Here is a 26,287-nt window from a genome sequence, read left to right as displayed (position 1 = left end):
ACGCCCTCCCCCTTCACGCTCGCGTCCGCACCTCTACCGGGAGGTACGCCGACATCGATGCCCCGGTTCGACACCCGGTCCGCATCCGGCGTCCGCCGGCAGGCGGGAAATCCTCCCGGCGAGAACCTTTGGCCCCCGCCTGCGGCAAAGGCCCGGATGGGGAGTTCGGGCAGGGCCGGGCGGGAGATCCGGATCGTGGGTGATGCTGGCGAGGGAAGCGCTCACGATCGATGACCTTGACGGTTGCGGGTGCGTGCAACCATGCGCGGGTTACCGCAACGGGGAGGTCGGAACGGGTGGGCGAGTCCAAGAAACGCCGGGCGCCGCTGTGGGCGCGGATCAGTGTCATCGCCGGGGTTCTGCTGTTGGTCCCGGGTGGTGGGGCGGCGGTGGCCGGGCGGACGCTGCTGTCCGGCTACACCGATCGGGTCACCGACGACAGCCTGCTCAACGAGATCGACACCGAGGCACAGGCGGCGCCCCCGAAGCGTGAGGTCGACATCGACGGGCCGCTCAACCTCCTGCTGGTCGGCATCGACCCGCGGGACGAGAAGACGGCGCCGCTCGCCGACTCGATCGTGATCGCGCACATCCCGCGGGACCGGCACAGCGCGTACCTCTTCTCGATGCCCCGGGACCTGTACGTGGACATTCCGGCGTTCAAGGCGTCCGGCACCGGAGCGGACACCACCAAGATCAATGCCGCGATGTCGTACGGCAGCCGTCTCAAGAACGGCGGCTACAGCCCGGCGCAGGGGTTCCAGCTGCTGGCCAAGACGGTGAGCAACCGCACCGGGATCAAGGCGTTCGACGCCGGCGCGATCATCAACTTCGGCGGCTTCAAGAAGATCGTCGAGGCGATGGGCGGCGTCGAGATGGTCATCGACATGGACGTCAAGTCCGAGCACCTCAAGCCGGACGGCAGCCCGCGCGACCGCATTCCCGCCTGCCAGGGCCATCACCGCTGCTCCCGCCCCTACACCGGACCGCAGAAGTTCTACAAGAAGACCGACAAGCCGGTGCACCTGAAAGCGTGGGAGGCGCTCGACTACGTGCGGCAGCGCTACGGCTTCGACGGCGGACCGAAGATGGGCGACTACGACCGGCAGCGCCACCAGCAGCAGTTCATCCGGGCGATGGCGAAGCAGGCGATGAGCAAGTCCGTGGTCAGCGACCCGGCCACGCTGCTGAAGGTGGTGAAGGCGGGCGGCGAGTCGCTGGATTTCGACGGCGGCGGCCACGACATCGTCGACTGGGCGGTGGAGTTGCAGTCGCTCAACGTCGACGACATCGTCACCGTGAAACTGCCGGGCGGCGGCGTCTACTCCCAGGACGGGCGGCACGAATACCTGGGCGAGAGGTTCGACGAGGACGTCGACGCCTTCTTCAAGGCGGTCACCGAGGACCGGGCGGCGGCCTTCCTGCTCGACCACCCCGAGTTCGTCAACATGGACCAGTGACCGGCGCCGAGGACCCGGACACCCTGGTACGGGAGATCGCCGCCCGGCGGACGGCACGGGATCCGGCCGGCGCGGCGCGACTGCGGCTGCGGCTGGCGTCCGCGCTCCGTGACGCCCGCCGGTGGGGCGACGCTGTCGAGTCGGCCGAGCGGGCGAGGCGCGAACTCGACCGGGCCGGGCTCACCGCGGAGGCGGCGGTCGCCCGGTATCTGCTGGTGGAACTGTACGGCGAGGAGCGGGGTCACCAGGAGGAGATCCACGCCCTGCTGGACGAACTGCTGGCCGTCGATCCGCTACCGGAGTCGTTGCCGCCCCGGGCCGCGCTGCTGGAACGAGCCGCCCGGCACGGCCGCACCGGGCGCCGCATCGAGCTGTTGACCGAGGCCGCCGACCGGTATCGGGCGGCCGGTGACGGGGCCGCCGAGTCCCGGGTCGTCCAGGAGATCCTCAGGGTGGCGACCGTGCCGGCCGACCCGGCCGCGCTGGTGTCCCGGATGGACGGTCTGATCGCGGCCGGGCTGGTGGACGAGCGGTCGCTGCCCTCGATCCAGGCCGAGCTGTGCCGGCTGGAGGGCGAGACCCGGCCGGAGGCGGCGCTGGAGCGGGCCCGGCGCCACCCGGGCGACCACGCCGGTCTGCGGATCCGGGAGGCGTTCCTGCTGCTGCGGCTGGGCCGGCACGCGGAGGCCGAGGAGACGGCCCGCCGGTGGGCCACCGGCGAGGACGGTCTGTGGTTCTGGGAGGCCTGCGTCATCGTCACGCGGAGCTTGCGGGAGCGCGGCCGCCCCGCCGACGCGGTGGCGTTCCTGGCGCGGCACGGTCTCCAGCCGTCCGACCTGGACGACGTCTACCTCGACTGACCGGGGGCCGGGCCGGTGGAGTCGCGGACGATCAACTGGTGGCCGGTGGGGCGGCGGCGTGGACGGGCGGCGGGTGGCTGGAGGGCCAGTTCGAGCGCCGTCCGGCCCATGGCGGTCATCGGCAGGCGGACCGTGGTGAGGCTGGGCGCCAGGTCGGCGGCGACCGAGACGTCGTCGAAGCCGGTCACCGACATCCGGGACGGCACACCGATGCCGCGTTCCCGCAGCATGGCCAGTACGCCCATGGCCATGGCGTCGTTCAGGGCGATGATCGCCGTGGTGGACGGGTGTTCGGCGAGGATCCGCTCGGTGGCGGTCCGGCCGCCCTCGCGGACGAAGCCGGTGTGCACGACCGGCAGATCGTCGAGCGACAGGCCGTGTTCGCGTAGCGCGGACGCCACCCCGGCCAACCGGTCGACCACGGTGTTGAGCCCGGAGGCCCCGGCGACCACGGCGATCCGGCGGTGACCGAGCCCGAGCAGGTGGGCGGTGACGGCGTGGCCGCCGGCCTCGTTGTCGGGCAGGACCGCGTCGGCGCCGAGCGTGTGCCGGCCGATCACCGCGACCCGGCCGCCGCCGCGCTGGTATCCGGCCAGGACGGCGGCGGCCTCGGCTTCGACGCGCGGGTCGTGGTAGCCGGACCCGGCGATGATGATGATCCCGGCCCGCTGGGCGATCAGGTGGCGGATCTGGCGCAGTTCGTGGTCCGGGTCGCGGCCGGAGTGGCAGATCTGCACGAGCAGCCGCCGCTCGTCGGCGAGACCGATGACGCCTCCGGCGATCTCGGCGAAGTACGGGTCGTCGACCTGGTGCACGATCAGGCCGACCGTGGTGCTGGCGCCACCGGCCAGGGTGCGGGCGAACGGGTTGGCCACGTACCCCAGCTCGTCGGCGACCTGCCGGACCCGGTCCGCGACCTCCTGGCTGACGCCCTGCCGGCCGGCGAGGGCGCGGGAGGCGGTGGCCAGCGAGACGCCGGCGCGGTGGGCGACGTCGATGAGGCGGAGCCCGGGGCCAGGTTTCGGCACTGCACCACTCCCACGCTGTTGCCGAAGATCGATATCCCGATATTCAGGGTACGGAAGCGCTTGCGTACGCCCCCGGCCGGACCCGGTTCCTAACCGAAGACGGCCTTGCGGAACGCCGCCACGGCCTTGCCGGAGACGGTCTTGCCGTGGCCGAAGACCGCGTGGTCGAACTCCAGCTCGGCGAGGCGGGCCAGGCTCCGGCCCGCTCGTGCCGGGTCGGCGGGCACCCCCGGCGGGCCGGTGATCCGACCGCGGCGGCTCGCGGCGGCATCCCCGGCGAACAGGACGCCGCCCGAGCGGTCCAGGAGGTAGGAGACGTGACCGCGGGTGTGGCCCGGGGTGTGCAGGGCGGTGAACCCGGGCAGCGGCTCGGCGCCGTCCACCGTGATCAGTTGGTCGACCTTGGTGGGCTCCGGCTTGCCGATCAGGCGTTCGGCCAGCTTCGCGAGACGGCCGGCCGGCTGCGTGGGCGTGCTGTGGCCGGTGATCCAGACCGCGTCGGCGGCGTGTGCGATCGCCCGGGCGCCGGTCCGTCTCCGCAGGTCCGCGAGGTTGCCCACGTGGTCGGCGTGGTGGTGGGTGACGAGGATCGTGGTCACCTCGCCGAGCGACCGCTGGATCCTGCCCAGGGCCCTCTCGATCAGCGGCGACCGGCCGGGCAGACCGGTGTCGACCAGCACCAGCCCGTCGTCGGTGACGACCAGGTGCACATTGACGTAACCCACGCGGAGTTCGAAGACCCCGTCCACCACCTCACGCACCCGGTCATTCTTCCAGCAGACCGGACGGTCCGGCGATCGTGACGCGGGTGGATCAGCGGGCCGGAGCGGGTAGGAAAGAATGCTGACGACTGACTCACCGGAAGGGAAACACGAGTGACGGACCGACCGCTCTACACCGAACTGGGTTTCACCGACGCCGAGTGGGGGCTGCTGACCGGCCTTCCGCAGTCGGTGCTCACCGCGGCGAGCGCCGCCACCCCGGACAGCGCCCGCAAGACCCGCGCCGAGAGCGCGGCCGGGCTGGACCGCATCTCCGACGGGCGCGCCTCGGCCAGCCCGCTGGTCGCCGCCGTCGCCGCGGCCGCGGTGGCCGAGGCCGGCGACCCGGAGATCGGTGAGGAGGCGCCGGTGATCGAGCCGGCCGACCCGGCCGGTTACGCGGCCGACGTGGTGGGCCGGGCCGCCGAGGCGGCGGCGCTGCTGGCCGCGAAGGCGTCGACCGCGGACGCCGAGACCTACCGGCACTGGCTGGTGGAGATCGCCGACGAGGTGGTGGGCGCGGCCTCCAGCGGCGGCCTGCTCGGTATCGGCGGCGAGACCGTCACCGAGAGCGAGCGCACCTTCCGCGACGACCTGGCGCAGGCCCTGGCCGGCTGATTCTCCCCGGGTGGATCTTTCCGGCTGGCTGTCAGCCGGAAAGTTCCCCACGGCGGGTCAGGCCGGTGGGCGCCAGCCCAGGACCGGATCCATCTGGCGGAGGATCAGGTCCGGGCCCAGCTTTCCGGCCAGCGCCATGCCGGTGTTGCGCAGGCGCTCGGCCACCGGGTGGCTGAGGCCGGCCATGCGGCCCACCCTGCGGGAGGCTCGGGCCACCTCGGTGGTACGCGTGAGGCGTTCCGCCGTGTAGCGGGGCAGGTCGTCGGCGTGCCGGGCCAGGATCAGCGCGTCCTCGAGGGCCTGGCAGGCGCCCTGCCCGAGGTTCGGGGTCATGGCGTGGGCGGCGTCGCCGAGCAGCGCGACCCGGCCGGCGTGGAAGCGGGGCAGCGGCTCGTCGAGGCAGCGGATGTCGGTGCGGACCACCTCGGTGGCGGCGGCGATCAGCGACGGGACGGGCTCGTGCCAGTCGCCGAAAAGGCGCAGCATCTCCGCCTTCTCGTCGGCGGCACGATCGCCCTCGGTGGCGGGCGCGGTGGCGTAGCAGTAGACGCGGCCGTCACCGAGCACCGCCACCCCGAAGACCTTTCCGGCGCCCCAGGTCTCGGCCGCGACGAGGGTCTCGCCGGGATGCGGTACGACGATGCGCCAGCTGGTGACACCGGTGTAGACGGGGCCGGGGTGGGTGGGGAACAGCTTCGCCCGTACCGGTGAATGAAGTCCGTCGGCCGCGACCACCAGATCGGCGGTGAGCGTGCCGTCGGCCGTGACCACCCGCCCGGTCTCCGGATCGACGTCGGCGGCCGGCAGGCCGAGGCGGAGCTCGCCGGGCGCGAGTTGCTCGGCGAGCGTGCGGACGAGGGTGGCCCGGTGCACCACGATGACCGGTTCGCCGTAGCGGTCGGCCGCCTTCGACGCGTCGGTCCGGGAGATCCAGCCGCCGTCGGGACGCCGGATCCCGGCGGTGCCCTGCAATCCGGACAGTTCGCGGATGCGCTCGCCGGCGCCGAGGGCGTCGAGGACGCGCAGCGCGTTGGGGGCGACGGCGAGCCCGGCGCCGACCGGTTCGAGGGCGGGCGCCCGCTCCAGGACGGTCACCTCCCAGCCGCGCCGCCGGAGCGCCACCCCGGCCGCCAGTCCACCGATTCCGGCTCCGATCACCACCGCACGCATGCGCCCGATCCTCGCATCCGCGCCGATCAAGGCCACACCCGCGGGCGTCCGCGCCGATCGGGGGAGACTGGCGGTGTGGACGAGTACGCGTGGTCCTGCCCGGCGCCGGCGTTGCGGCCGTGGATCGGGCACTACACCGGCTACCGGCAGCGCGGGGTGGCGCCGGCCCGGCACCGGGGCCTGCCGTCGCCGTACCTGACGCTGATCTTCACGCTGGACGATCCGCTGGTGGTGGCCGCGCACCCGGATCCGCGTCAGGCGCCGGGCCGGTACCGGTCGCTGGCCGGTGGGCTGCACCTGACGCCCGCGCTGATCACCCACGACGGTCACCAGTCCGGGGTGCAGGTGGCGGTCCACCCGCTGGGCTGCCGGGCGCTGTTCGGGCTGCCGGCGGCCGAACTCGCCCACCTCGACGTGGACGCGGCCGCGGTGCTCGGCGACCGGTTCGTCGCCGAGACCCGGGACCGGCTGCGGTCCGCCCCGGACTGGCCGGCCCGGTTCGCGGTGCTCGACGCCATGCTGGGCGGGCTGCCGCGGGCGGACGCCGGGCCGTCGTGGGCGAGGCACGCGGTTCGCCGTCTGTTCGGGGCCGGGCCGGTCAGTGTGGCGGGGCTGGCCGGTGAGGTGGGCTGGAGCCCGCGGCATCTGACCGACCGGTTCCGGGCCGAGGTGGGGATCCGGCCGAAGGAGGCGGCGCGGATGGCCCGTTTCGACCGGGCGCGGCGGGCGATCCGGCCCGGGGTGCGGTTGGCCGATGTGGCGGCCGCCCACGGGTACGCCGACCAGTCGCATCTGGTGCGCGACTTCCGGGCGTTCGCCGGGTGCGCGCCGTCCCGCTGGCTGGCCGACGAGTTCGGGCACACCGGCCTCGACCGGGCGGGGGACTTCGGTTTCGTTCAAGCGCCGGCGGAGCGGGACGACGACGATGGCCCGTATGACTGACATGCGAGCACCGGCCCCGCAGGTGTGGCCGACCCTGAAGGCGCACGACGCCCGGGCGCTGATCCGGTTCCTGGTCGAGGCGTTCGGTTTCGAGGAGACCGTGGTGCACGGCGAGGGCGACACGGTCGACCACGCCGAGTTGAGCTGGCCGCCCGGTGGCGGCGTCATGCTCGGTTCGGTACGCGACGATCCCGGCAACCCGTGGAACGACCTGGCCCCGGGGTCGTTCGGAGGGTATGCGGTGACCGACGACGTCGACGGCCTGTACGCGCGGGCGTCCGCCGCCGGGGCGGAGATCCTGCGGAAGCCGGCCGACACCGGCTACGGCTCACGCGACTTCACGGCCCGTGACCCGGAGGGGAACCTGTGGTCGTTCGGCACCTATCGGGGCGCGCCGAGAAGAGGGTGAGTGGGCAGCTCAGCCCGGCGGGCGCGGCACCGGGCGCGGCCCGGCAGACGATCGCGGGTATGGCGACGGCGGTTCGCGTCGCCCGTACCGGAGATGGGTTTTCAATCGCCGCGGAGAAGGCCCTGACCGATCGCCGTGGCCACCGCGGAGGCCCGGTCCCGGACGCCGAGTTTGGCGTAGGCGTGCAGCAGGTGGGTCTTGACCGTGGCCTCGCTGATGAACAGGCGCCGGGCCGTCTCCCGGTTGGTGCAGCCCCGGGCGATCAGGCCGAGCACCTCCAGCTCGCGCTGGCTGAGCGGCTCCTTGGCGGGTGATCGAAGCCGGCCCATGAGACGGCCGGCGACCGACGGCGACAGCACCGACTCGCCGCGGTGCGCCGCCAGCACGGCCCGGAAGAGTTCCTCGCGCGGGGTGTCCTTGAGCAGGTAGCCGGTGGCGCCCGCCTTGATCGCGGGAAGCACGTCGCTGTCGGTGTCGTAGGTGGTGAGGACGAGGACGCGGGCGGTGCAGCCGCGGGCCTTGAGCTCGCGGATGGTGGTGACGCCGTCCATCACCGGCATGCGCAGATCCATCAGCACGACGTCGGGGGCGACGGCCTCGGTGAGGGCGAGCGCCTCCCGGCCGTCGCCGGCCTCGCCGAGGACGGTGAACCGGCCGTCACCGGTGAACATGCCGCGCAGGCCGTCGCGCACCACCGGGTGATCGTCGACGATGACTACCTTGATCATGCTGCTCCGATCGCGATGGCGGGCACGCACGCGGAGATCGCGGTTCCGCCGCCGGGTTCCGATTCGACCTCGAGGGTTCCGGCGATGCGGCTGAGGCGTTCCCGCATCGCGTGCAGTCCGAAGCCGCCGTCCTCGGTGACCGCCCGCGGCGCGGCCGGGTCGAAGCCGGCGCCGTCGTCGCGGACGTCCAGGGTGATCATGTCCTCCATGTAGGACAGGGTGAGGCCGACCCGGCCGGCGGCGGCGTGCCTGGCCACGTTGGCCAGGGCCTCCTGGGCGGTACGCAGCAGGGTCGTCTCGATCTCGGGAAGCATCGGCCGGGCCGGGCCGGTGACCGTGAGGTCGGCGCGGACGCCGTGGATGCCGGCCCACGCCCGGACCACCTCGTCGAGCGCCTCGGGCAGCCGGGCGGCGTCCAGGTGCTGCGGCCGCAGCGCCTGCACCGAGCGGCGGGCCTCGGTGAGGCTCTCCCGGGCCAGGCGTTTCGCCGCCGCCAGGTGCCGGTCCCGTTCGGCCGGGTGCGACTCGGCCGCCTCGAGCTGGGTGACGATGCCGGTCAGGCCCTGGGCGAGGACGTCGTGGATCTCACCGGCCATCCGCTGCCGCTCGTTGAGGACGCCCGCCTCGTGCGCCTGGACCAGCAACTGGGCGTGCAGTCCGGCGTTCTCCTGGAGGGCGGCGGCGAGTTTCGCGTTGGCCTCGGCGAGGGCGTCGATCCGGTCCTCGCGGCTCTGCGACCTGCGGTCGGCCCGGATGCCGATCAGGGTCATGGTCTCGGCGATCAGCAGGTTGCAGACCAGGACCGCCAGGTAGATGACCATGCCGTCCGGGCGGGCGAAGGTGACCCATCCGCCGACCTGGGCGAAGGCGTTGACCGCGGCGACCGGCACCACCACGGCCAGCGGCCACATGCCACGGACCGCGTAGCCGATGAAGAGGTAGCCGGACCAGGTGTAGATGCCGAAGAGCGGGCTGCACCAGGCGAGCCACAGGTTGAGCAGGATCAGGCCGGTGAGGAAGACCGCCATCAGCCCGCTCCGGTGCTGCCAGCCCGGGTGCAGGTCCACCCACCAGGCCATCCAGCAGGCGGTCAGCGCGGTGGCGGTCAGGATGGTGGGCAGATCGGTGCGCGGCACCGGGGTGTTCCAGGCCACCAGCACCAGCAGCAGCGAGCAGAGCAGCGTCCCGTAGGCCAGGAACGGGCGGGTCAGATCCCGGGTGGGGTCGGCGGCCTCCATCGTCACTCCCAGCGAAAGTACTTCACCGCTGCGGCTCCGCAGATCAGCAGGTATCCCATGAGTACGGTAATCGAGAGCCACTCCGGGGACTGTCCCGTGAGGGCACCGGTCATCAGGTCCTGGCCGGCCGCGAACGGGGTGAAGTCACCGATCCGCTGGAGCACCTCGGGCATCAGGTCACGCGGCGCCCACAGTCCGGCGAAGAACATCATCGGGAAGAACAGGAAGGTGCCGATCGCGTTGGCCGTCTTGCCGGACGGCGCGAGGGCCGCCAGCAGCAGGCCGATGGCGAAGGCGCCGGAGCAGTTGAGCAGGATCGCCAGGAGCAGGGCGAACGGCGCCTCCGGGATCGGCACGTCGAACGCCAGGTGGGCGACGGTGTAGACGAGGACGGCGGACACCAGCACGGTGGCCAGGTTCATGGTCAGTTGCGCGGCCAGCAGGAGCGTGGGGCGTACCGGGGTGGTGGCGAACCGGCGCAGGATGCCCCGTTCGCGGTAGGTGGCGAGCACCGCGGGCATGCCCTGCAACCCGATGATGCCGATGGCCAGCCCGAGGGCGGCGCCGGCGTAGACGTCGATCACCCGGAGCCCGCCCAGCTCCGGCGGGGTCTCCTGCATGGTCGGCACGTTGCCGAGGATGGTGATCAGCAGGAGCGGGAAGAGCAGGGTGAAGAAGACGTAGAGCGGGTCGCGGAGGGTGAGCTTGAACTCGGACAGGGTCAGCTTGGTGAAGACGGACATGGTGGTCACTCCCCGCGGGTGAGGTGGACGAAGGCGTCGTCGAGAGTGGTCTGTTCCAGGGTCAGCTCGGCGGCGACGATGCCGTCGCGGGCGAGCACCGAGATGACGGCGTGCAGCAGGTTCCCGGAGCCGATGATCTCGATCCGCGAGCCCTGGTGGCGCAGCTCGCGCACCTCGGGCAGGGCGGTGAGCAGCTCGTCGGCGAACGGCTGGGACGGGCGGAACCGGATCCGCTGCTCGTCGCCGGCCCGGTTGATCAGGCCGGCCGGGGTGTCGAGGGCGGCCACCGCGCCCTTGTCGATCACGACGATCCGGTCGCAGAGGCGCTCGGCCTCCTCCATGAAGTGGGTGACCAGCAGCAGGGTGACCCCGCGGTCGCGGATGCCGGAGATCAGGTCCCAGGTGTCCCGGCGGGCCTGCGGGTCGAGGCCGGTGGTCAGCTCGTCCAGGATGGCGACCTCGGGGTTGCCGAGCAGGGCCAGCGCGATGGACAGCCGCTGCTTCTGGCCGCCGGAGAGCTTGCCGAACCGGGTCCTGAGCTTGGCGGTCAGGCCCAGGTCGCCGGCCAGCTCACGCCAGTCCGCCGGATTCGGGTAGAAGGAGCTGTACAGCTCCAGCGCCTCCCGGACGGTGATCTTGTCCTGGAGTTCGCTCTCCTGGAGCTGCACCCCGATCCGGGCGCGCAGCTCCGGGTCGCCGGCCGGGCGCCCGAGCACCGTGATCCGGCCCGAGTCGGCGGTACGCAGCCCCGCGACGCACTCGACGGTGGTGGTCTTGCCGGCGCCGTTCGGGCCGAGGATCCCGAAGATCTCGCCGGGCTCGACGCTGAACGACACATCCCGTACGGCTACGGTCTCGCCGTACCTCTTCGCCAGGTTCTCGACCTCGATGACTGTCATGCACCCAGCGTCGCGTGGCGGGCGCCGTGCCCGAATCGAACGGTGGGCGGCCGTCGCCGTCCACCGATCGGTTGATGCCGGTCTACACCGTGGCGTTGCTGCGGCGCAGGCCGGCGTAGACCGAGCCGATCTGCGCGGCCACCCGCTTCCACGAGTACGCCTGGCGGGCGCGGTCCAGGGCGGCGGTCGCGTAGGTGAACCGGCGCACCTTGTCGTTGATCAGCCGGCGCAGCGCCCCGCCCAGCGCCCGCGGGTCCCGGGCCGGCACCAGGTCGCCGGTGAGCCCGTCGACCACCGTCTCGGTCAGGGTGCCCACCGCGGTCCCGACCACGGGTAGCCCGCAGGCCATCGCCTCCAGGGCCGACCGCTCGTCACCGGCGGCGGCCACCAGCACGTCCGCCGAGCGGTACCAGCTGGGCAGCTCGCGCTGCGGCACCGCACCGACGAGCCGGAACCGGTCGGCGACCCGGAACTGCTCGGCCATCGACCGCAGCAGGCCGGCGCCCGGGTCGGCGGGCAGCTGCTCGGGCGGCGGGCCGCCGACGACCACCACCTCGGCGCCGGGGACGTACCGCATGGCCTGGATGACGTCGCCGAAGCCCTTGCGCTCGACCAGCTTGCCGACCGACAGGATGCGGGGACGCTCCGGGTCGCGCGGGGCGGCCGGGCCGTCCGGGGTGAACCGTTCGCTGTCCACACCGGCCGGGATCACGGTGAGACGGGCCCTGGGCACACCGATGCGCACCAGTTCGCCCACCTCGTCCTGGGTCTGTGCCACCACCCGGTCGACCGCCCGGCCGAGCGCCCGCTCGTAGCCGGACCGGGACGGGCCCGGCGCGGCGGCGTCGAACTCGCCGAGCTCGTGGAAGGACTGCACCACCGGCACACCGATCTGCTTGGCGGCGGTGACCGCGGCCAGGCCGCTGGTCCAGAAGTGGGCGTGGGCGACGTCCGGCGACCAGCCGTCGCGCCACTGCTCGCCGAGCACCCGGCCGAACTCGCCCATGTGCGGGAGCAGCAGGTCGGAGGGGATCGGCCGGATCGGGCCGGCCACCACGTTCACCACGTGCACACCGGCCGGGGTGACGACCACCTCGGCGGCGTCCGGGTCCGCGCGGCGGATGTAGACGCGGACCTCATGGCCCAGCTCGGCCAGCGCGGCGGCCAGCTCGTCGGCCCGGCCGGCCGGTTCGGAGATCATCGCAATGCGCACGGGGTCTCCTCCAGATGCTGGGGTCGGGTACGCGGAGCCAATGCCCGAGGGCCTGAACGGTAAACATGACCATCCGTTACAGGCCACCACCGCAGGGTAAGCCGGATCCCGTGGCAACCGTGGCACGAACCGTTCAGGCCCCACCGGACCGCGTCTTCGCCGTGCTCGCCGACGGCTGGAGCTACAGCGACTGGGTGGTGGGGACCGTACACATCCGCGATGTGGAGGCGGCCTGGCCCGCCCCCGGCACGAGACTCCACCACAAGGCGGGCCCGTGGCCGCTGTCGTTGCACGACTCGTCGACGGTGCTCGCCTGCACTCCCGGCAAGGAGCTGAAGCTGAGCGCCGGGCTGTGGCCGCTGGGCGCCGCCGAGGTGGACATCCGCCTCGACCCGGTCGACGGCGGCGCCACCCGGGTCGTGATCGAGGAGGACTTCACCGAGGGCCCGCTGCGGTGGGTGCGCAACAAGCTCAACGACCTGCTGCTGCACCGGCGCAACGTGGAGACGTTGCGCCGGCTCGCCGACATCGCCGAACGTCAGGCGTAGATCACCCGGTGCGCGCCGTCGATCGCGGCCCGGTAGGCGGCCCCGGTCAGCATCCGGTCACGGGCCAGAGCGGCGCGCGCCGCGTTCGCACCCGGCGCGCCGTGCACCCCGCCGCCCGGATGTGCCGACGCGCTGCCCAGGAACAGCCGGTCCACCGGGGTGTCCGGACGGCCCAGGCCGGGCACCGGGCGCAGGAACAGCTGCTGGAAGGCGGCCGCCGTGCCGCCGCCGAGCGCCCCGCCGACCAGGGACGGGTTCTCCCGCTCCAGGTCGGCCGGGCCGAACACGTTGCGGCCCACCACCGCGCGCCGGAAACCGGGCGCGTGCTCCTCGACGACCGACTCGATCCGCTCCACGTGCCCGGCGATCTCGTCGGCCGTCCAGGACGGCCGGTGCGGCAGATGGGTGTACGCCCACACCGACTCGGTGCCCTCCGGCGACCGGCTGGGATCGGCCGTGGTGGTCTGCCCGAGCAGCAGGAACGGGTGCTCCGGCAGCTGGTCGGAGGCGAGGCGGGAGGCGTACCGGGTCAGGCCGTTCAGGTCGGCGCCCAGGTGCACCGTGCCGGAGCCGGCGGCCGCCGGGTTCGCCCACGGCATCTTCGAGCGCACCGCCCAGTCGACCTTCACGGTGGCGCCGTCCCAGCGGAAGTGCGCCAGATCCTCGGTCATCCGCGGCGGCAGCCAGCGCTCGCCGACCATGTCCAGGAACAGCGCCGGAGCGGGCACGTCGGCGATCACCGCGCGCCGGGCCCGCCAGTCCCGGCCGTCCGCGGTGCGCACGCCCATCGCGCGGCCGCGGGCCACCAGCACCCGGGTGACCGGCGCCCGGTAGACGACCTCCCCGTTCATCCTGCGGATCAGGGCCGAGGTGATCTCGCCAGCCCCGCCGACCGGAACCGGCCAGCCGACCTGCTGCGCCAGCATGGCCAGCAGCCAGCCGTAGACGCCGCCGCCGGCCTCCTCCGGGGACAGGTCGGTGTGCAGGGCGCAGCCGGCCAGGGCCAGGGCCGCGCCCTCACCCTCGAAGAGCTCGGCGGCCAGCTCGCGCACCGACAGGACCAGCCGCCGGGCCAGCCGCAGGGAACCGCCCACCCGCAGCTGCCGGGCCAGGCCGAGGCCGTGCCGGACCGGCGGGAACGGGGTGAACAGGGTGTCCATCATCCGGTCCGAGACATCCCGCCATTCCCGGTACGCGGTACGCCAGCGGTCCCCGTCCCCGGGTGCGAACGCCTCCATCGACGCCGTCGTCCGGTCCAGATCCCGGCTCACCGTGGCGGCCCGGCCGTCCGGCAGCAGATGGGTGAACACGTCCGGCGCGTGTGTCCAGCGCAGGTCCAGGTCCAGCGACTTCATCACCGGTGACGCGTAGCCCAGCGGGTAGAAGGAGCTGAACAGGTCGGACAGGTAGCCGGGGGCGGTCACGTGCCCGGAGCGGACCGCGCCGCCCGGGTGCGGGGTGGCCTCCAGGACCCGGACCGACCAGCCGGCGTCGGCGAGCAGATTGGCGGCGACCAGCCCGTTGTGCCCGGCCCCGATGACGATGGCGTCCACGGTGTCCACGCGCAGACGCTACCCGGTGGGGTTTACCGTAAACGGGGCTTGGGTATCGGCTGGCATGGGTTGTCGCCGTCTGCGTTCCTAGATCCCGGGTGGGGGAACAGTCGTGGCCGTGGGGGCGGTGCCGGCGAAGATCCGGCAGCTGAGCTGGCGAACCTGGCGGGGCGTGTTGTGGCGCAGCATCACCGGTTTCATCGACGACGACTGCACCGACTACGCGGCGGCCCTCACCTTCCAGGCGGTCACCGCGCTGCTCCCCTCCCTGGTCGTGGTCGTGGCGCTGATCAACCTGGTCACCGACGGGGCCACCGCCGTGCCGGCGCTGATCGGCATCCTGCGTGACATCGGGCTCGGCTCGGTCGTCGCCAACGACAGCCTGCTCGCCGTCGTCGACGCGCTGCTGGTCCGGCAGGAATCGGCGAAGGTGCTGCTCGGCTTCGGTCTGGCGCTGGCGATCTGGTCCGCCGGCGGGTATGTCGCCATCTTCACCCGCGCCTCCAACCGCATCTACAGCGTCCGGGAGGGCCGCCGCTGGTGGACCCTGCACCTGCTCCAGCTGCTCCTGGCGGCCGTGGCGCTGGTCCTGCTCGCGGTGGCCGGCACCGGGATGGTGATCAGCGGCCCGCTGGTCGACGCGGTCGGCGACGCCCTGGGCGCCGGTGAGACCGTCCGCCGGGTCTGGTCGGTGGGCCGCTGGCCGATGCTGGTGGGGATCGCGATCATGCTGTTGTCGCTGCTGTTCTGGATCGCCCCGAACGTCCGGCAGCCCCGGTTCCGCTGGCTCACCCTCGGCGGGGTGGCGGCCCTCGCGGTGTGGGCCGCCACGTCGTTCGGCTTCGGCCTGTACGTGTCCAACTTCGGCTCCTACAACCGCACCTACGGCAGCCTCGGCGCGGTGATGGCGTTCCTCATCTGGATCTACCTGTCCAACCTGGCCCTGCTGCTCGGTGTCGAGGTCAACGCCGAGGTGCAGCGCGGGCGGCTGCGCCAGGCCGGCGACCGGCATCCGGAAACCCCGCTGGCTCCGCGTTTAGCCCCGGACACCCCGGGCACCCCTTGAATCATGGAACGGGGAAACACGAAGCACGGCGCCCTCCTCGACGAGAGGATGGCTCAGGAGACCCGGGGCAACGTCCGGGGGACGGCCGGAGGGCGTGCGGAGGAATGGAAGACACCCGAGCCGGCCGGTGAGGATCAGCCCGAGGTGACGTTCGCGCCCGGTGGTTACGGCCGGGGCGTCCCGGCCGGGATCGGCAGCGTCGAGGGTGAGGCGTTCAGCCGGTTCGGCAGCTACATCGGCCTGTCCGCATTCCCCGGGAACCGTGCCGCGCTGGAGAGTTCGGCGCGCACGCTGGAAGCCCCGGACGACGTGATGCGGCGGCTGGCGGCACTGCCCGACGGACAGATCTTCGAGAACGCCGCACAGGCTTGGGAAGCTAGCGAAGGGAGAAACGCGTGAGCACGGTCACCGAGTTCGTTGACGTCAACGTCCCGGTTCGTAGTGCCTACAACCAGTGGACACAGTTCGAGGAATTCCCCCGCTTCATGGAGGGGGTCACGGAGATCCGTCAGCTCGACGACACCCACACCCACTGGAAGACCGAGATCGCCGGCGTCAAGCGGGAGTTCGACGCCGAGATCACCGAGCAGCTGCCGGACGAGCGGGTCGCCTGGCACGCCACCGACGGTGAGAAGCAGGCCGGTGTGGTCACCTTTCACCGCATCGACGACACCCACACCCGGGTCACCGTTCAGATGGACTTCGACCCGCAGGGCCTCCTCGAGACCGCCGGTGACAAGCTCGGCATGATCGACCGGAAGATCAAGGGCGATCTGCACCGCTTCAAGGATTTCATCGAGAGCCGCGGCGGCATCGAGACCGGCGCCTGGCGCGGCCAGGTCGACCGGCCCGGCATGTGATCTCCCCTCCTCTCGGAACGGCCGCCCCCGGGCGGCCGTTTCCCGTTCCCGGCTTCGGGTAACCGTGCGGTATGACCGATTCCCGCGATGACGACGGCGTGTGGCGCGACGAGGAGCGGCTTCCGCTCGAGGAACTCAACCGGGCGATGGCCACCTGGGACACCGACGGCCAGAACGACCCGAGCGACAACGACACCGGCCAGGAGCCGGCCTCACCCGATCAGCGTCCGAGCACGACCGGCCGCACCGGACCTCATTGAAAACCATTCCCGGTACGCCGTGAGCGCACCGCCTCGTCCGACCGCGCCGCCGGGGCCCCGTCCCGGCGGACCACCAGCGTGCCCACGTCGCCGGCCGCCCGGATCGCGTAGCGGTCCCGGGACCGGCGGAAACCCGGCTCCCGCAGCACGGTTCCGGCCGGGGTGCCGTCGTTCGCGGTCCACGGCGTCCGCACCGACCCGGCGCCCTCGTCGAACCGCACCCGGAACGGCGCGCCGCCACCCGCCGACAGCATCGCCGTCCCCGACCCGCCGGCCAGCACGACCGGGACGGTGCCGACCGGCTCCGGCAGCCACACCTCGGTCAGCCCGGCGGAACCCAGGTAGACCCGCTCCACCCGGCCGTCGCGCAGGTTCAGATGCTGCTCGCCGGCACCCCCGGCCAGGCGGATGTCCCATCGGACGTCCCGGTTCAGCACGATCCGCACCTCGTCCGGCCCGTCCCGGCCGGTGGCCTCCAGCGTCACCGCCACCCGGCCGCCGCGCCGGACCACCCGCGGGGCGACACCGGAGTCCGGGGCGGTGCTGATCCGGTAGAGGAGACCCGGGAGATCGGCGAAGCGTACCCGTACCCGGCTTGCGGCGTCACCCAGAGTGAGAAGCGCTCCCGTGCGCTGATGCAGTGGCCCGACCTCCACCCGGGCTTCGCCCGGCCGTGGCGCCACCCGCCGAGCGGGCGCGGGCGCCGGGGCGGGCGCCTCACGAAGGGCGGCCAAACCCCCGCCGACCAGCGCGATCAGACCCGCGACCACGACCATTGAGCGACGAAGACGCAAGACGGTGGGCACCATCGGACAACGCATAATCGGCCGAACGGGTGACGGCGATGCGTCCATTTCGAGCCAGACTGTCCGAGTGCGATCTCCCGGATTCCTCTCCGAACGTCAGCGGCGCTTCGCCTGGCTGGGCTTTCTGCTCGCCGCTTTCCAGGCGCCCCTGGCCGCGAAGCTGATCGACGACGCTTCCTGGTTCTTCGCCGTCGTGGTGGCCGCGCTGGTGGCCACCGTGATCATCGCGGACGACGCCCAGCGCCGCCGCCCCGAGCCGGCCAACTACCCTGAGTAGTCGGGCCGGGCCTCGTGCCCGGTCCTGCCCCGCGTTCGCCGCCGCTCCTTCAGCTCCGCCTCGTGGAGGTGCCGCCGCCCACCGGCGAACCGCTCCCGGGCCTGGCGTTCCACCTCACGGAACTCGGCGTAGTAGCCGTCGTCGAACTCCTCGACGATCTGGAACGTCCAGTGCCCCGGGATGACGTTGCGGCCGATCAGCTCCCGCTGGATCCGCTCCGCCATCTCGGTGTGCCCGGCCTGCATGAACAGTGAGACCGCCGCGTCCAGGGCGAAGTCCGCCGTACCGGTCAGCTGGTGCGCCGAGTACAGGTGGCCGCGCACCCGCTCCACCGTCTCCAGCGCCTCACTGAGCTTCCCGAGCGCCGCGACGGTCACGTCGTCGAGACCCTCCGGCCGCTGATGCCGTTCGTCCGGGCCGTCGCCCCCGATTCGCGTTCCCACCGCTGCCCCCTCACGCCGCGCGCCGACGTACCGCCAAGTTCCCCACGGTTTCAACTTCAACCTGCCCGCAACTCGCAGCGAACCGTCGGTCACCCGGGGCTACCTAACGTTTCGTCTCATGAATGGCCTGTTCAGCAACGCCGCCGCCCGCGCTGCTCAGCGCTCCGCCCTCGCCTCGCTCGCCGAGCTCAACGCCTCGGTCGGGGTCAGCGGTCTCGCCGCGGCCCAGGAGAGCCCCGGCCTGATGTCGGTGATCGACCAGCACGCCGCCGGGGTGCGGGACAGCCTCGACGCCGACAACCGCCCGCTCACCGCGATCCTGCTCGCCGCCTACGCCGAGGGTGTCCGCGACGCCGCCTACCAGCACGGCTGGCTCGCCCCCGACGGCGCCATCGACTGGACCGAGAACGACTGGGTCCTCCGCCGCCTCCTCGCGGTCTGCACGCTGGCGCAGACCCTGCCCGGCCGGACCGCCTGACGCCGCACGACCCGACCCGGGCGGCCTGACGGCGCTCGGGTCCCTCGGTCGGGCTCACCCCGTCCATCATGTGAAACCCGACCCTGAGGGCCGGCGCCGGACTTCCGGTGCCGGCCCTCCGTCATCAGGTGCGGTCCGGGTCGGCGGCATCGTCGTGGGAGGGCGTCGTGGCGACGGCCGGCGACGCCCGGTCGGCTCCCCCTTCACCCGGCTGTCGCTCCGGCTCGCTCCGGGACGGCGGGAGCGGCACCACCTGGGTCCGCTCCTCCCCCGAGTCGTCGACTATCTGCAAGCCGGACTCGGTGCCCGGGCTCCGGATCACCGTCACCTCATCCGTGGAGGGACCGGCGGTCAGGACCGTGGTGGGCTCCGAGCCGGAATTGTCGGCCGGGGCCGGAGACCGCGCCGGGCGGACGCCGGGGGTGAGGAGCGTGGTCTCCGCCCCGTCGCTGGACAGGAGCACCGTGTCCAGGGCCGTGGTGGGCTCGTCGGCGTGCAGGTCGGTGGTGCGCTCGTCGGCGTACAGGTCGGTGGTGCGTTCTTCGGGATGCAGGTCGGTGGTGCGTTCGCCGTCGCTGGAGCCGGCCGGCGAAGCGATGATCACCTGCGTCTCGTCACCGTCCTGCTCGCGGCTCCGCCGCTCCTCCTCGGCCCATCGGGCTTCCCAGGCCAGTTCCTCGGCGTCGTCCGGAAGATCCCGGTTCCCGCTGCCATGGCCCGGATCCGCGGACCGGGCCACGCCGCCACCACTGGAATACGCCTGCCCCGAGGCATCCGCGTTTCCGTGAGCCGGTGCCGGAAAGTGGCCGTCACGCAATTCCTCGGCGGGCTTCCACGGCTCGCGGGGACCGCCTCGCGCGTCGGTATCGGCTCGGACCTCGGCCGGCCGGGTGTGGTCGGCGGCGGGCGGCGACGAACGATCGTCCGCGACGACGAGCGGAGCGGCCGGCGCCTCGGGACCGGGTGAGGCCTCGGGAGAAGGCGCGGCCGGAGGTGGCGGCTCTTCACTGGTGGACGGCTTCGCGGCGGACTGGCGGGCGCGTTCCTCGGCGTAGGCGCGGGCCTGCTCCCGGATCGCCGCCGATTCCGCCGCCGCCCGGTCGAGCCAACCCTCCCACCGCTGCTGCATCGGCCGGATCAGCCCGCCGCCGACCCCCACGATGATCACCCCGGCGACCGTGGCGAGGATGGTGACCAGCAGCGGACGGGTGACCGAGGTGGCGATCCCGACCTGGTCGAGGCCGGCGATCACACCGAGCGTGACGATCACCGCGGCCACCGCCTTGGCGAGCACCCGGGCGTAGCCGAGCCCGCCGAGCACGGCCAGGATCAGGTCGTGGGCGGCGCCGGCGATCGCGGCGGTGACCACCACGATGACGATCCCGACGAACACCTGTGGCAGCCAGCCGAGCAAGGCGTTGATCAGGTCGCTGGCCGGGTTGGGACCGAAGACGCCGAACGCGAGTTGCAGGGCGAACAGCAGCACCACGAAGAAGGCGAGCCGCGCGCAGACGTCGGTGGCGCTGGGCGCCCCGGGCCGCAGCAGCCGGCCGGCGGGACCGCGCTGGACGGCCCGGTCGAATCCGGCCCGCCGCAACGTCTTGGCGGTGACCGTCCGCGCGAGCCGGGCCAGCAGATAGCCGATGACCAGGATCACCAGGAACACCACGACCGACGGCAGGTACAGCACCACCGACCGCCACATCTCGCTGAGGCCACGAGTCAGCCCGTCACCGGCCATCCGTCCTCCTGACAAGCGTCGCCGAGGCCGCGATGGGTCCTCGACGAACCGTAGGACTCCGGGATACCACGCGCCTCCGACAATCGGTACCCGAGCGGACACGCAGAGTCAGGAGCAGGGTCGCCCGTCGAGGGCGCAGCCGGTGGGCGGCTCGGTGGGCACGGGCGCCAGCGCGAAGCTGAACGAGATCGAGCCGGAGGCGGGCACCGTGGACCCGGAGGGCCGGAAGGTGACGGTGCTCCCGGACTGGCCGGCGGTGACGGCGCCGCTGGTGACGGTCACCGTCGCGACCGCGGACTCGACCGGCTTCGGGGCGGCGACCGGAGCGACGGGCTCCTCCGGCTCATCTCCGCCCCAGGTCGTCACGGTCGCGGCGGCGGCCAGCACCGCGACGCCGGCGGTGGCCAGCACGGCGACGCGCGCCCGGCGCGAGGGCCCACGGCCCGTTTCCAGCCCGGGGGCGTACGCCGGGGACGGTTCCGCCCGGACCGCGGCCATCGTCATCGTCTCCGCCGACTCGGACCACGCCGCGAGGGCGTCGTACCGCTGGCCCATGAGGTCGGGGTAGGTGTGACCGGTGTGATCGTTCGCGGGATCCGTCTGCTGCTGGTCGGCGATGTCGCGCATCACACCGCGGGGTGGCTCGATCACGCGGCGACTATAGGTGAACGACCGTTCCGTTGACCAAGATCAAATCGCCGATGACCTGGTGACGGTAGGTGACGCCGAGCGTGGGACGCCGTCGGCACTGTTCGCGGACGATACCGGAGAACGGTCAATAACCGGACGGACGGCCGGTGGGGCATCGTACAAACGGACCAGTCGGGATAGGCTTTCCGCATGGTCGGCTCGGGAGGGTACGGGTCGGGGGGTCTCCACCCGTCTCCGATCACCACACTGCCCGCGCAGGCGGCCGGCACACAGCACACCGGCCTGGGCTGCGCGACGCTGGTGCACGCCTTCGACTGGTCCGGCACGTCGCTGGGCCCGATCACCCGCTGGGATCCGGCGGTCCGCGCCGCGGTCGAGCTGATGCTCGCCTCCCCGGTGCCGATGCTGCTGACCGTCGGCGACGACTTCCTGGTCCTCTACAACGACGCGTATGCCGAGGTCCTCGACGCCCTCCACCCCGCGGCGCTGGGCCTTCCGGCGGCGCGGGCGTTCGGCCCGGCCTGGGATCAGCCCGGCCTGGGCGACGTGATCCAGCAGGTGCACCGCACCGGGCGGGCCATCCTGGAGCCGGAGAGCCAGGTGCAGTTCGCTCCGGGCCACACCGAGCCGGCCTTCTACACCCGGGGCCATTCGGTGATCCGCTCGTCGCGGGGCGCGGTGGCCGGGGTGCTGACCGTGGCGGCCGAGACCACGCACGTCATCCACCGGTTGCAGAGTCTGGGTGAGCTGACCGCCCGGCTGGCCGGGGCGCTCACCATCGACGACGTGACACGCGTCGTCCTGGCGTACGCGATGGATTCCTTCGACCTGGACCACTGCGTGCTGGCGGTGGACGACGGCCTGGCGTACCGATATGTCCGCCGGATCCGCGGCGAGATGCTGGACGAGGCGGACGAGCGGCTCCCGCCGGTGTGGCGGCGCGTGAGCGCCGACCCGGCGGCCCCGGCGGTGGCGGCGGCGGAGAGCGGCCGGGCGACGTTCGTGGCCGACGGCGAGCCGCTGAACGCGGTGGCGACCGATCGCCACGAGCGGCGGGTCCGCGCGCTGGCCGCCCTCCCCCTGCGGACGCCGTCGCTGCGTGGCGCGCTGACCGTCGGTTTCCGCCGGGCGCATGTCTGGCTGCCCGCCGAGCGGGCGCTGTTGAAGGCCGCGGCCGAGCTGGTGGCACAGGCGGCGGAGCGCGCCCGCCGTTTCGAGGCGCAACACGGGACCGCGCAGTTGTTGCAGCGCAGCATGCTTCCCGAGCATCTGCCCGAGCTGGACATGTTCCGGATCGCCGCACGATATGACGTGGGCGTCGACGGCAACGCGGCCGGCGGTGACTTCTACGACGCGTTCCACCTGGCCGACGGCCGGCTCGCCATGGTGCTGGGCGACGTGGCCGGGCACGACGTGCGGGCGGCCGCGGTGATGGGCCAGGTCCGGGCGGCACTGCGGGCGCTGGCGCTGACCGACCCGGCGCCGCCGAGCGTGCTGGCCGGGCTGGACCGGCTGGTCGGCTCGCTGGGCGCCGAGTCGCGCAACGAGGAGATCTTCGTGACCATCGTCTACGGGGTGCTGGACCCGGCGGACGGTTCGGTCACGCTGGCCAGCGCGGGCCACCCGCCGCCGGTGCTGCGCCGGGCCGGGCAGGGTGGCGAGCCGGCCACGGCCGAGCTGGTGAAGGTGCCGCCGGGCGCGCCGCTGGGCCTGGGCGGCCGCTGGCAGACCGGGACCCTGCGGCTGGAGCCGGGCGACACGATCCTGCTGTTCAGCGACGGCGTGGTGGAGCGGCGCGGTCGTCCGCTCAACGACGGGTTGGACGCGCTGGTCGCCGCCGCGGCGGCGTCCCCGAGCGGTGATCCGAGGAACATGTGCTCGCTGGCCACCGCGGCTGTCGAGGGCACCACCGACGACGACGTGGCGGTGCTCGCCGTGGAGCACGCGCTGGCGCTGAGCCGGTCCGCGACCATGCAGGTGGCGGCGGAGCCGACCGGGCCGAGCCGGGTCCGTCAGTGGATGACGACCCGGCTGCGGGAGTGGGGTGTGCCGGAGCAGGTGATCGGCGCGGCGATCCTCTGCACCAGCGAGCTGACCACCAACGCGCTGCTGCACGCGGGCACGCCGGCCCAGGTGCACATCGACCTGAACGCGGAACGTCTGCTGGTGTCGGTGGCCGACACCGGCACCCGGGGCAGTGTGATCCGGGCCCGGGCCGACACCCTGGCCAGCCGGGGCCGCGGGCTGGGCCTGATCGAGGAGCTGAGCGATTCGTGGGGCACCGACCCGACGGTGCGCGGATCGACGGTGTGGTTCGAGATGCTCTTGGCGGGCAAAGCACGGACCTGACCCCACCGTCCGATGTGGCCGGTTCCCGGACCGGGGTGGAACACTGCGTGATCGCCACGTTCGGTATCCGTGGCCGCGCCACGTCTTATTACCTAGCGTATGCAGCGACTCGTGACGATTCCCCGGCCGGGGGATCTCGTCCGGGCGACGGCCGCAGCGGCCGCCATCGCGTCCGCGCTGCTGCACGGCGTGGCGGCAGCCCTGGACGGGCGTCACCTGGATCACTCAGGCGCTTACGTACAGTAGTTTAATACTGTTCTAAACCGGACAATGAACCGGCTGGTGGTGACGAAGCGTTATCAGTGCCGTAGAGTGCTGAAGCAACTGGGGATGTCCACCATGGAGCGGCTCATGCGGATCAGAGGTTATGCACCCTTGACACCTTGCTGGGTGGAGCTGGCGAGTGCGGACCCCGCACGCGCGGCACAGTTCTACGCAGAGTTGTTCGGCTGGGAGTCTGCGGGTGATCGGTTCAAGCTCGGGGGGCGTGCGGTCGCCGGCCTCACCCGGAGCCGGCACGACCGTCCGGACGGATGGCTGACCCACCTCAGCACCCCGGACCTCGAAGAGACGCTGGAGCAGGTCGACCTCTCCGGCGGGTACTGCGTGAGCCCGCCGGCCGAGGCGCACGGCGGCCGGCGCGCGATCGTCGCCGACCCGTCCGGCGCGATCATCGGCCTCTGGCAGGGTCACGACTTCGCCGGCGCGCAGGCCGGCGGCGAGCCCGGCACCATGTCGTGGCCGGAACTGATCACTGACGACCCGGACGCCGCGGCCCGGTTCTACGGCTTCGCGTTCGGCTGGCTGCTGCGCCACGAGTTCGGCTCGGGCGAGTGGCTCAACCAGGCTCACGACGCCGTCGCCGGCCTCGCGCCCGGTTACCGCGGCGCCTGGTGGCGTGCCGCCTTCCAGGTGGAGGACATCCGGGTCGCGGCCGATCGGTGCGAGACGCTGGGCGGCGCGGTCATCACCGAGCCGTCGGAGGCCGGGCTGACCGCCTTCGCCGAGCTGCGGGACCCGTTCGGCGCCCGGTTCACGGTGGCGGCGCCGGTGCACCACCCGGTCGAGCTGACCGTCTCCCTGGGCAGCCTGCCCGCCTGGGACTGACCCACACCAGACCGAGAAGAACCACGCGGAGAGGCCGGCCCCGAGGGGGCCGCCGCACCCCCGTGCCCCCACCCCCCCCCCCCCCCCCGCGGGGCCCCCCCCCCCCCCCCCCCCCCCCCCCCCCGGGGGGGGGCCGGCCCGGGGGGCCCGCCCCCCCCCGCGTTCCCGAACCCGACCGCGTCAACCTCGGTTGACAGGAATGTTGTGTCAACGTAGGTTGACGGCATGACTGAGGCAACCGACCTCGCCGCCGCCGCGAGCAGCGCCGACCCACGGGCCGGGCTGCGCGCGGTGGTGGCGCTGCGCCGCCTCCTGGAGGGCCTGGAGCGCCTCCAGGTGGCGAATGCCCGCGCCAAGGGCTGGTCCTGGCAGGAGATCGCCGACGCGCTAGAGGTGACCCGCCAGGGCGTGCACAAGAAGCACGCCAAGCTGATGCCGATGCCGGATCCACGGGAGGGCTGAGATGTTCGAGCGATTCACCAAGGACGCCCGCGCCGTGGTCGTCGGCGCCCAGGAGCAGGCCCGCGAGCTGGGCCACGAGACGATCGGCACCGAGCACACCCTGCTGAGCCTGCTCGCCGGGGAGAACGACACGGCCCGCGTGGCGTTGCGTGCCGCCGGGGTCGACCAGGCCTCGGTCCGGGCGGCGATCATCAGGCACGTCGGCGACCGGAGCGAGGCCACCGCCATCGCCGACCGGGACGCCGAGGACGCCGCCGCCCTGAAGGCGATCGGCATCGACCTGGAGGCGGTCCGCGCCGCCATCGAGGAGAACTTCGGGGCCGGTGCGCTGCGCCTGCCCCGGCCGGCCCCGAAGAAGAGGGGGATCTTCGGGCGGTTCTCCTCGGTGACGACCGGGCACAAGCCGTTCTCGCCGCGCAACAAGAAGGTGCTGGAGCTGTCGTTGCGCGAGGCCATCCGGCTGAAGCACAACTTCATCGCGCCGGAGCACATCATGCTCGGCCTGCTCCGCGAGGGTCAGGGCCTGGCCATGCTGATCCTGACCGAGTTCGACGTCGACTTCGGCGAGCTCCGGACCGCCCTCACCGACGCGCTCAAGTCGCCCGCGGCCGGGTAGCGGCGAAGAGCAGGCGGTCCCGCCACTCGCCCCGGATGTGCAGGTAGTCGTGGAGGTGGCCCTCGTACCGCAGGCCGATCTTCTCCAGGACGCGACGGGAGGCCACGTTGGCCGGGTCGCACGTGGCGGCGACCCGGTGCAGGCCGAGGTCGAAGGCGTAGGCGAGCACGGCGGCGGCCGCCTCGGTGGCGTAACCCCGGCCCCAGGCGTGCCGGGCCAGGACGTAGCCGAACTCGCCGCGCCGGTGGGCGGCCGAGGTGGTCCGCAGTTCGACGGCCCCGATCAGTTCTCCGTCGCGCTCGACGGCGAACGGGTGCACGCCCGCGGGCGGGTCCACCGACTCCGCGACGAAGGTCGCCGTCTCGGCCGGCCGGTTCGGTCCCCAATGCATGAACCGGACCACTTCCGGGTCCCCGGCGTAGGCGTGGACGGCCGTGACGTCCCCGGGCTCGAAAGGCCGCAGCCGAAGGCGGGCGGTCCGCAGACCGGTCACAGCCGCGCCCGCATCGCCGGATCGGACGCGCGGGTGAAGCCCAGCGAGGTGTAGAGGGGCTCGCCGTCCGGCGACGCCATCAGGTGCACGGAGTGGATGCCCCGGTCGCGGTACCACCGCAGCAGTGCCTCCACGCACGCCCGGGAGTAGCCGCGCCGTCGCATGTCCGGGTGGGTGGCGACGTTGAACACGTATCCGACGCGGCCGTCCGGGTTGTGCGGGTGGCCGAGCCGTTCCTCGATCGTGCCCACGGCGCAGGCCGCGAGTCCGCCGCCCTCCGGCCGCTCGACGACGAAGGCGGCCAGTGTCGGCTCGGCCGCACCCAGGCGACTGACCAGGGTTTTCCGGGCGGGTGCCCGCCAGTCGTCGTTCCAGTCGCCGCGGTCCATGGTCCGCAACAGGACGGCCCGCAGCAGGACCAGTTCGTCGGCGTCGTCGGGGGTGGCTTGGCGAGTCATCACGTCCGTACCCTAATCGGGTCCTGGTCTTTCAGATTTGAAGTTTCAGA

General features: G+C 72.8%; 31 protein-coding genes. 16 read left to right on the top strand and 15 right to left on the bottom strand.

The genetic code is table 11. The annotated features are described in order from the left end of the window. The first annotated feature begins 296 nt into the window (after positions 1–296). Positions 297–1,460 (top strand): LCP family protein, encoded by a 1,164-nt coding sequence (locus J5X75_RS33550; RefSeq protein WP_307798431.1) that lies wholly within the window; start codon positions 297–299, stop codon positions 1,458–1,460. Then, positions 1,457–2,320, top strand: coding sequence for a tetratricopeptide repeat protein (locus tag J5X75_RS33545; RefSeq protein WP_208471630.1), 864 nt, complete (start codon positions 1,457–1,459; stop codon positions 2,318–2,320). Before J5X75_RS33550 ends, J5X75_RS33545 begins: the two co-directional genes overlap by 4 nt. Here J5X75_RS33545 and J5X75_RS33540 read toward each other — a convergent pair. Then, positions 2,308–3,348: a LacI family DNA-binding transcriptional regulator gene (locus J5X75_RS33540; protein ID WP_208471629.1), complete on the bottom strand. Its 1,041-nt coding sequence runs from the start codon at positions 3,346–3,348 to the stop codon at positions 2,308–2,310. The two genes, J5X75_RS33545 and J5X75_RS33540, sit on opposite strands and share 13 nt — an antisense overlap. A gap of 89 nt (positions 3,349–3,437) precedes the next feature. Then, positions 3,438–4,109 carry an MBL fold metallo-hydrolase gene (locus J5X75_RS33535; RefSeq protein ID WP_307798429.1) on the bottom strand — a complete coding sequence of 224 codons (672 nt, stop codon included), beginning with the start codon at positions 4,107–4,109 and terminating at the stop codon, positions 3,438–3,440. A 114-nt stretch (positions 4,110–4,223) separates the two neighbouring features. Between J5X75_RS33535 and J5X75_RS33530 the strand changes: the two genes are divergently transcribed. Next, positions 4,224–4,727, top strand: coding sequence for a hypothetical protein (locus J5X75_RS33530; protein ID WP_208471628.1), 504 nt, complete (start codon positions 4,224–4,226; stop codon positions 4,725–4,727). Between the two features lie 57 nt (positions 4,728–4,784). Here J5X75_RS33530 and J5X75_RS33525 read toward each other — a convergent pair whose 3' ends face one another. After that, a complete protein-coding gene (locus J5X75_RS33525; RefSeq protein ID WP_208471627.1) occupies positions 4,785–5,897 on the bottom strand; it encodes an FAD-dependent monooxygenase in 1,113 nt (370 codons plus the stop codon). Between the two features lie 75 nt (positions 5,898–5,972). On the opposite strand from J5X75_RS33525, the gene J5X75_RS33520 reads away from it, so the two are divergent. Both J5X75_RS33520 and J5X75_RS33515 read left to right on the top strand, forming a co-directional pair. Continuing rightward, the gene (locus J5X75_RS33520) at positions 5,973–6,839 is read left to right on the top strand and encodes a helix-turn-helix domain-containing protein (RefSeq protein ID WP_208471626.1); all 867 of its coding nucleotides are present in this window, start codon (positions 5,973–5,975) and stop codon (positions 6,837–6,839) included. Beyond that, a complete protein-coding gene (locus J5X75_RS33515; RefSeq protein WP_238490413.1) occupies positions 6,832–7,248 on the top strand; it encodes a VOC family protein in 417 nt (138 codons plus the stop codon). Before J5X75_RS33520 ends, J5X75_RS33515 begins: the two co-directional genes overlap by 8 nt. A gap of 101 nt (positions 7,249–7,349) precedes the next feature. On the opposite strand, the gene J5X75_RS33510 is transcribed toward J5X75_RS33515, so the two are convergent. From J5X75_RS33510 to J5X75_RS33490, 5 genes are all read right to left on the bottom strand, one after another. Further along, positions 7,350–7,976, bottom strand: coding sequence for a response regulator (locus J5X75_RS33510; protein WP_208471624.1), 627 nt, complete (start codon positions 7,974–7,976; stop codon positions 7,350–7,352). Then, positions 7,973–9,214 (bottom strand): sensor histidine kinase, encoded by a 1,242-nt coding sequence (locus J5X75_RS33505; protein ID WP_208471673.1) that lies wholly within the window; start codon positions 9,212–9,214, stop codon positions 7,973–7,975. The genes J5X75_RS33510 and J5X75_RS33505 overlap by 4 nt, the downstream gene beginning before the upstream one ends. Positions 9,215–9,216: 2 nt before the next feature. Continuing rightward, the gene (locus J5X75_RS33500; RefSeq protein WP_208471623.1) at positions 9,217–9,957 is read right to left on the bottom strand and encodes an ABC transporter permease; all 741 of its coding nucleotides are present in this window, start codon (positions 9,955–9,957) and stop codon (positions 9,217–9,219) included. Positions 9,958–9,962: 5 nt separating this feature from the next. After that, positions 9,963–10,856 (bottom strand): ABC transporter ATP-binding protein, encoded by an 894-nt coding sequence (locus J5X75_RS33495; RefSeq protein ID WP_208471622.1) that lies wholly within the window; start codon positions 10,854–10,856, stop codon positions 9,963–9,965. A gap of 82 nt (positions 10,857–10,938) precedes the next feature. Further along, positions 10,939–12,069: a glycosyltransferase gene (locus tag J5X75_RS33490; protein ID WP_372450996.1), complete on the bottom strand. Its 1,131-nt coding sequence runs from the start codon at positions 12,067–12,069 to the stop codon at positions 10,939–10,941. A gap of 119 nt (positions 12,070–12,188) precedes the next feature. Here J5X75_RS33490 and J5X75_RS33485 point away from each other — a divergent pair, with 119 nt between their 5' ends. Beyond that, entirely contained in the window at positions 12,189–12,617 is a 429-nt protein-coding gene (locus tag J5X75_RS33485; RefSeq protein ID WP_307798426.1) for an SRPBCC family protein, read from the top strand. Here J5X75_RS33485 and J5X75_RS33480 read toward each other — a convergent pair. After that, complete coding sequence (locus J5X75_RS33480) at positions 12,608–14,179, bottom strand: phytoene desaturase family protein (RefSeq protein ID WP_208471620.1); 1,572 nt, start codon at positions 14,177–14,179, stop codon at positions 12,608–12,610. The two genes, J5X75_RS33485 and J5X75_RS33480, sit on opposite strands and share 10 nt — an antisense overlap. A 109-nt stretch (positions 14,180–14,288) precedes the next feature. On the opposite strand from J5X75_RS33480, the gene J5X75_RS33475 reads away from it, so the two are divergent. The 4 genes from J5X75_RS33475 (at position 14,289) to J5X75_RS33460 (ending at position 16,356) form a co-directional block, all read left to right on the top strand. After that, complete coding sequence (locus J5X75_RS33475; protein WP_307798425.1) at positions 14,289–15,236, top strand: YihY/virulence factor BrkB family protein; 948 nt, start codon at positions 14,289–14,291, stop codon at positions 15,234–15,236. Positions 15,237–15,239: 3 nt separating this feature from the next. Then, a complete protein-coding gene (locus tag J5X75_RS33470) occupies positions 15,240–15,635 on the top strand; it encodes a DUF2795 domain-containing protein (RefSeq protein WP_208471619.1) in 396 nt (131 codons plus the stop codon). Next, entirely contained in the window at positions 15,632–16,096 is a 465-nt protein-coding gene (locus J5X75_RS33465; RefSeq protein WP_208471618.1) for an SRPBCC family protein, read from the top strand. The genes J5X75_RS33470 and J5X75_RS33465 overlap by 4 nt, the downstream gene beginning before the upstream one ends. Before the next feature lie 71 nt (positions 16,097–16,167). Beyond that, positions 16,168–16,356, top strand: coding sequence for a hypothetical protein (locus J5X75_RS33460; protein ID WP_208471617.1), 189 nt, complete (start codon positions 16,168–16,170; stop codon positions 16,354–16,356). On the opposite strand, the gene J5X75_RS33455 is transcribed toward J5X75_RS33460, so the two are convergent. Beyond that, on the bottom strand, positions 16,350–17,132 hold the full coding sequence (locus J5X75_RS33455; RefSeq protein ID WP_208471616.1) for a hypothetical protein: 783 nt from the start codon (positions 17,130–17,132) through the stop codon (positions 16,350–16,352). The two genes, J5X75_RS33460 and J5X75_RS33455, sit on opposite strands and share 7 nt — an antisense overlap. A 97-nt stretch (positions 17,133–17,229) precedes the next feature. Between J5X75_RS33455 and J5X75_RS33450 the strand changes: the two genes are divergently transcribed. Then, the gene (locus tag J5X75_RS33450; RefSeq protein ID WP_208471615.1) at positions 17,230–17,439 is read left to right on the top strand and encodes a hypothetical protein; all 210 of its coding nucleotides are present in this window, start codon (positions 17,230–17,232) and stop codon (positions 17,437–17,439) included. Here the strand turns inward: J5X75_RS33450 and J5X75_RS33445 are convergent. Beyond that, complete coding sequence (locus J5X75_RS33445; protein ID WP_307798424.1) at positions 17,427–17,882, bottom strand: hypothetical protein; 456 nt, start codon at positions 17,880–17,882, stop codon at positions 17,427–17,429. The two genes, J5X75_RS33450 and J5X75_RS33445, sit on opposite strands and share 13 nt — an antisense overlap. A 118-nt stretch (positions 17,883–18,000) precedes the next feature. Here J5X75_RS33445 and J5X75_RS33440 point away from each other — a divergent pair, with 118 nt between their 5' ends. Continuing rightward, positions 18,001–18,360, top strand: coding sequence for a DUF6401 family natural product biosynthesis protein (locus J5X75_RS33440; RefSeq protein WP_208471614.1), 360 nt, complete (start codon positions 18,001–18,003; stop codon positions 18,358–18,360). A gap of 124 nt (positions 18,361–18,484) precedes the next feature. Here J5X75_RS33440 and J5X75_RS33435 read toward each other — a convergent pair whose 3' ends face one another. Further along, on the bottom strand, positions 18,485–20,101 hold the full coding sequence (locus J5X75_RS33435) for a mechanosensitive ion channel family protein (protein ID WP_208471613.1): 1,617 nt from the start codon (positions 20,099–20,101) through the stop codon (positions 18,485–18,487). Between the two features lie 108 nt (positions 20,102–20,209). Continuing rightward, entirely contained in the window at positions 20,210–20,752 is a 543-nt protein-coding gene (locus J5X75_RS33430; RefSeq protein WP_208471612.1) for a hypothetical protein, read from the bottom strand. Positions 20,753–20,941: 189 nt separating this feature from the next. Here J5X75_RS33430 and J5X75_RS33425 point away from each other — a divergent pair, with 189 nt between their 5' ends. The 4 genes from J5X75_RS33425 to J5X75_RS46460 all read left to right on the top strand — a co-directional run bounded on the left by J5X75_RS33425 (position 20,942) and on the right by J5X75_RS46460 (position 25,286). Beyond that, a complete protein-coding gene (locus J5X75_RS33425; RefSeq protein WP_208471611.1) occupies positions 20,942–23,101 on the top strand; it encodes an ATP-binding SpoIIE family protein phosphatase in 2,160 nt (719 codons plus the stop codon). A gap of 390 nt (positions 23,102–23,491) precedes the next feature. Next, positions 23,492–24,208, top strand: coding sequence for a VOC family protein (locus tag J5X75_RS33420; RefSeq protein ID WP_307798423.1), 717 nt, complete (start codon positions 23,492–23,494; stop codon positions 24,206–24,208). 225 nt (positions 24,209–24,433) lie between these two features. After that, positions 24,434–24,670: a helix-turn-helix domain-containing protein gene (locus J5X75_RS33415; protein WP_183215434.1), complete on the top strand. Its 237-nt coding sequence runs from the start codon at positions 24,434–24,436 to the stop codon at positions 24,668–24,670. A gap of 1 nt (position 24,671) precedes the next feature. Further along, entirely contained in the window at positions 24,672–25,286 is a 615-nt protein-coding gene (locus J5X75_RS46460) for a Clp protease N-terminal domain-containing protein (protein WP_208471609.1), read from the top strand. Here the strand turns inward: J5X75_RS46460 and J5X75_RS33405 are convergent. Beyond that, positions 25,264–25,779 (bottom strand): GNAT family N-acetyltransferase, encoded by a 516-nt coding sequence (locus J5X75_RS33405; protein ID WP_208471608.1) that lies wholly within the window; start codon positions 25,777–25,779, stop codon positions 25,264–25,266. The genes J5X75_RS46460 and J5X75_RS33405 overlap by 23 nt on opposite strands. After that, complete coding sequence (locus tag J5X75_RS33400) at positions 25,776–26,237, bottom strand: GNAT family N-acetyltransferase (protein WP_238490427.1); 462 nt, start codon at positions 26,235–26,237, stop codon at positions 25,776–25,778. The genes J5X75_RS33405 and J5X75_RS33400 overlap by 4 nt, the downstream gene beginning before the upstream one ends. Positions 26,238–26,287 lie beyond the last annotated feature (50 nt).

Origin of the sequence: Actinoplanes flavus, from assembly GCF_017592555.1 — a bacterium.
In the GTDB taxonomy this organism is placed as follows: domain Bacteria; phylum Actinomycetota; class Actinomycetes; order Mycobacteriales; family Micromonosporaceae; genus Actinoplanes; species Actinoplanes flavus.
This window is presented reverse-complemented; position numbering and strand designations above follow the sequence as displayed.

Coding starts and splice junctions, on each gene's coding strand:
- J5X75_RS33525 (WP_208471627.1), bottom strand. CDS start 5,897: ATGCGTGCGGTGGTGATCGGAGCCGGAATCGGTGGACTGGCGGCCGGG.
- J5X75_RS33515 (WP_238490413.1), top strand. CDS start 6,832: ATGACTGACATGCGAGCACCGGCCCCGCAGGTGTGGCCGACCCTGAAG.
- J5X75_RS33510 (WP_208471624.1), bottom strand. CDS start 7,976: ATGATCAAGGTAGTCATCGTCGACGATCACCCGGTGGTGCGCGACGGC.
- J5X75_RS33505 (WP_208471673.1), bottom strand. CDS start 9,214: ATGGAGGCCGCCGACCCCACCCGGGATCTGACCCGCCCGTTCCTGGCC.
- J5X75_RS33500 (WP_208471623.1), bottom strand. CDS start 9,957: ATGTCCGTCTTCACCAAGCTGACCCTGTCCGAGTTCAAGCTCACCCTC.
- J5X75_RS33495 (WP_208471622.1), bottom strand. CDS start 10,856: ATGACAGTCATCGAGGTCGAGAACCTGGCGAAGAGGTACGGCGAGACC.
- J5X75_RS33470 (WP_208471619.1), top strand. CDS start 15,240: ATGGAACGGGGAAACACGAAGCACGGCGCCCTCCTCGACGAGAGGATG.
- J5X75_RS33460 (WP_208471617.1), top strand. CDS start 16,168: ATGACCGATTCCCGCGATGACGACGGCGTGTGGCGCGACGAGGAGCGG.
- J5X75_RS33455 (WP_208471616.1), bottom strand. CDS start 17,132: ATGGTCGTGGTCGCGGGTCTGATCGCGCTGGTCGGCGGGGGTTTGGCC.
- J5X75_RS33440 (WP_208471614.1), top strand. CDS start 18,001: ATGAATGGCCTGTTCAGCAACGCCGCCGCCCGCGCTGCTCAGCGCTCC.
- J5X75_RS33435 (WP_208471613.1), bottom strand. CDS start 20,101: ATGGCCGGTGACGGGCTGACTCGTGGCCTCAGCGAGATGTGGCGGTCG.
- J5X75_RS33425 (WP_208471611.1), top strand. CDS start 20,942: ATGGTCGGCTCGGGAGGGTACGGGTCGGGGGGTCTCCACCCGTCTCCG.
- J5X75_RS33415 (WP_183215434.1), top strand. CDS start 24,434: ATGACTGAGGCAACCGACCTCGCCGCCGCCGCGAGCAGCGCCGACCCA.
- J5X75_RS46460 (WP_208471609.1), top strand. CDS start 24,672: ATGTTCGAGCGATTCACCAAGGACGCCCGCGCCGTGGTCGTCGGCGCC.
- J5X75_RS33400 (WP_238490427.1), bottom strand. CDS start 26,237: ATGACTCGCCAAGCCACCCCCGACGACGCCGACGAACTGGTCCTGCTG.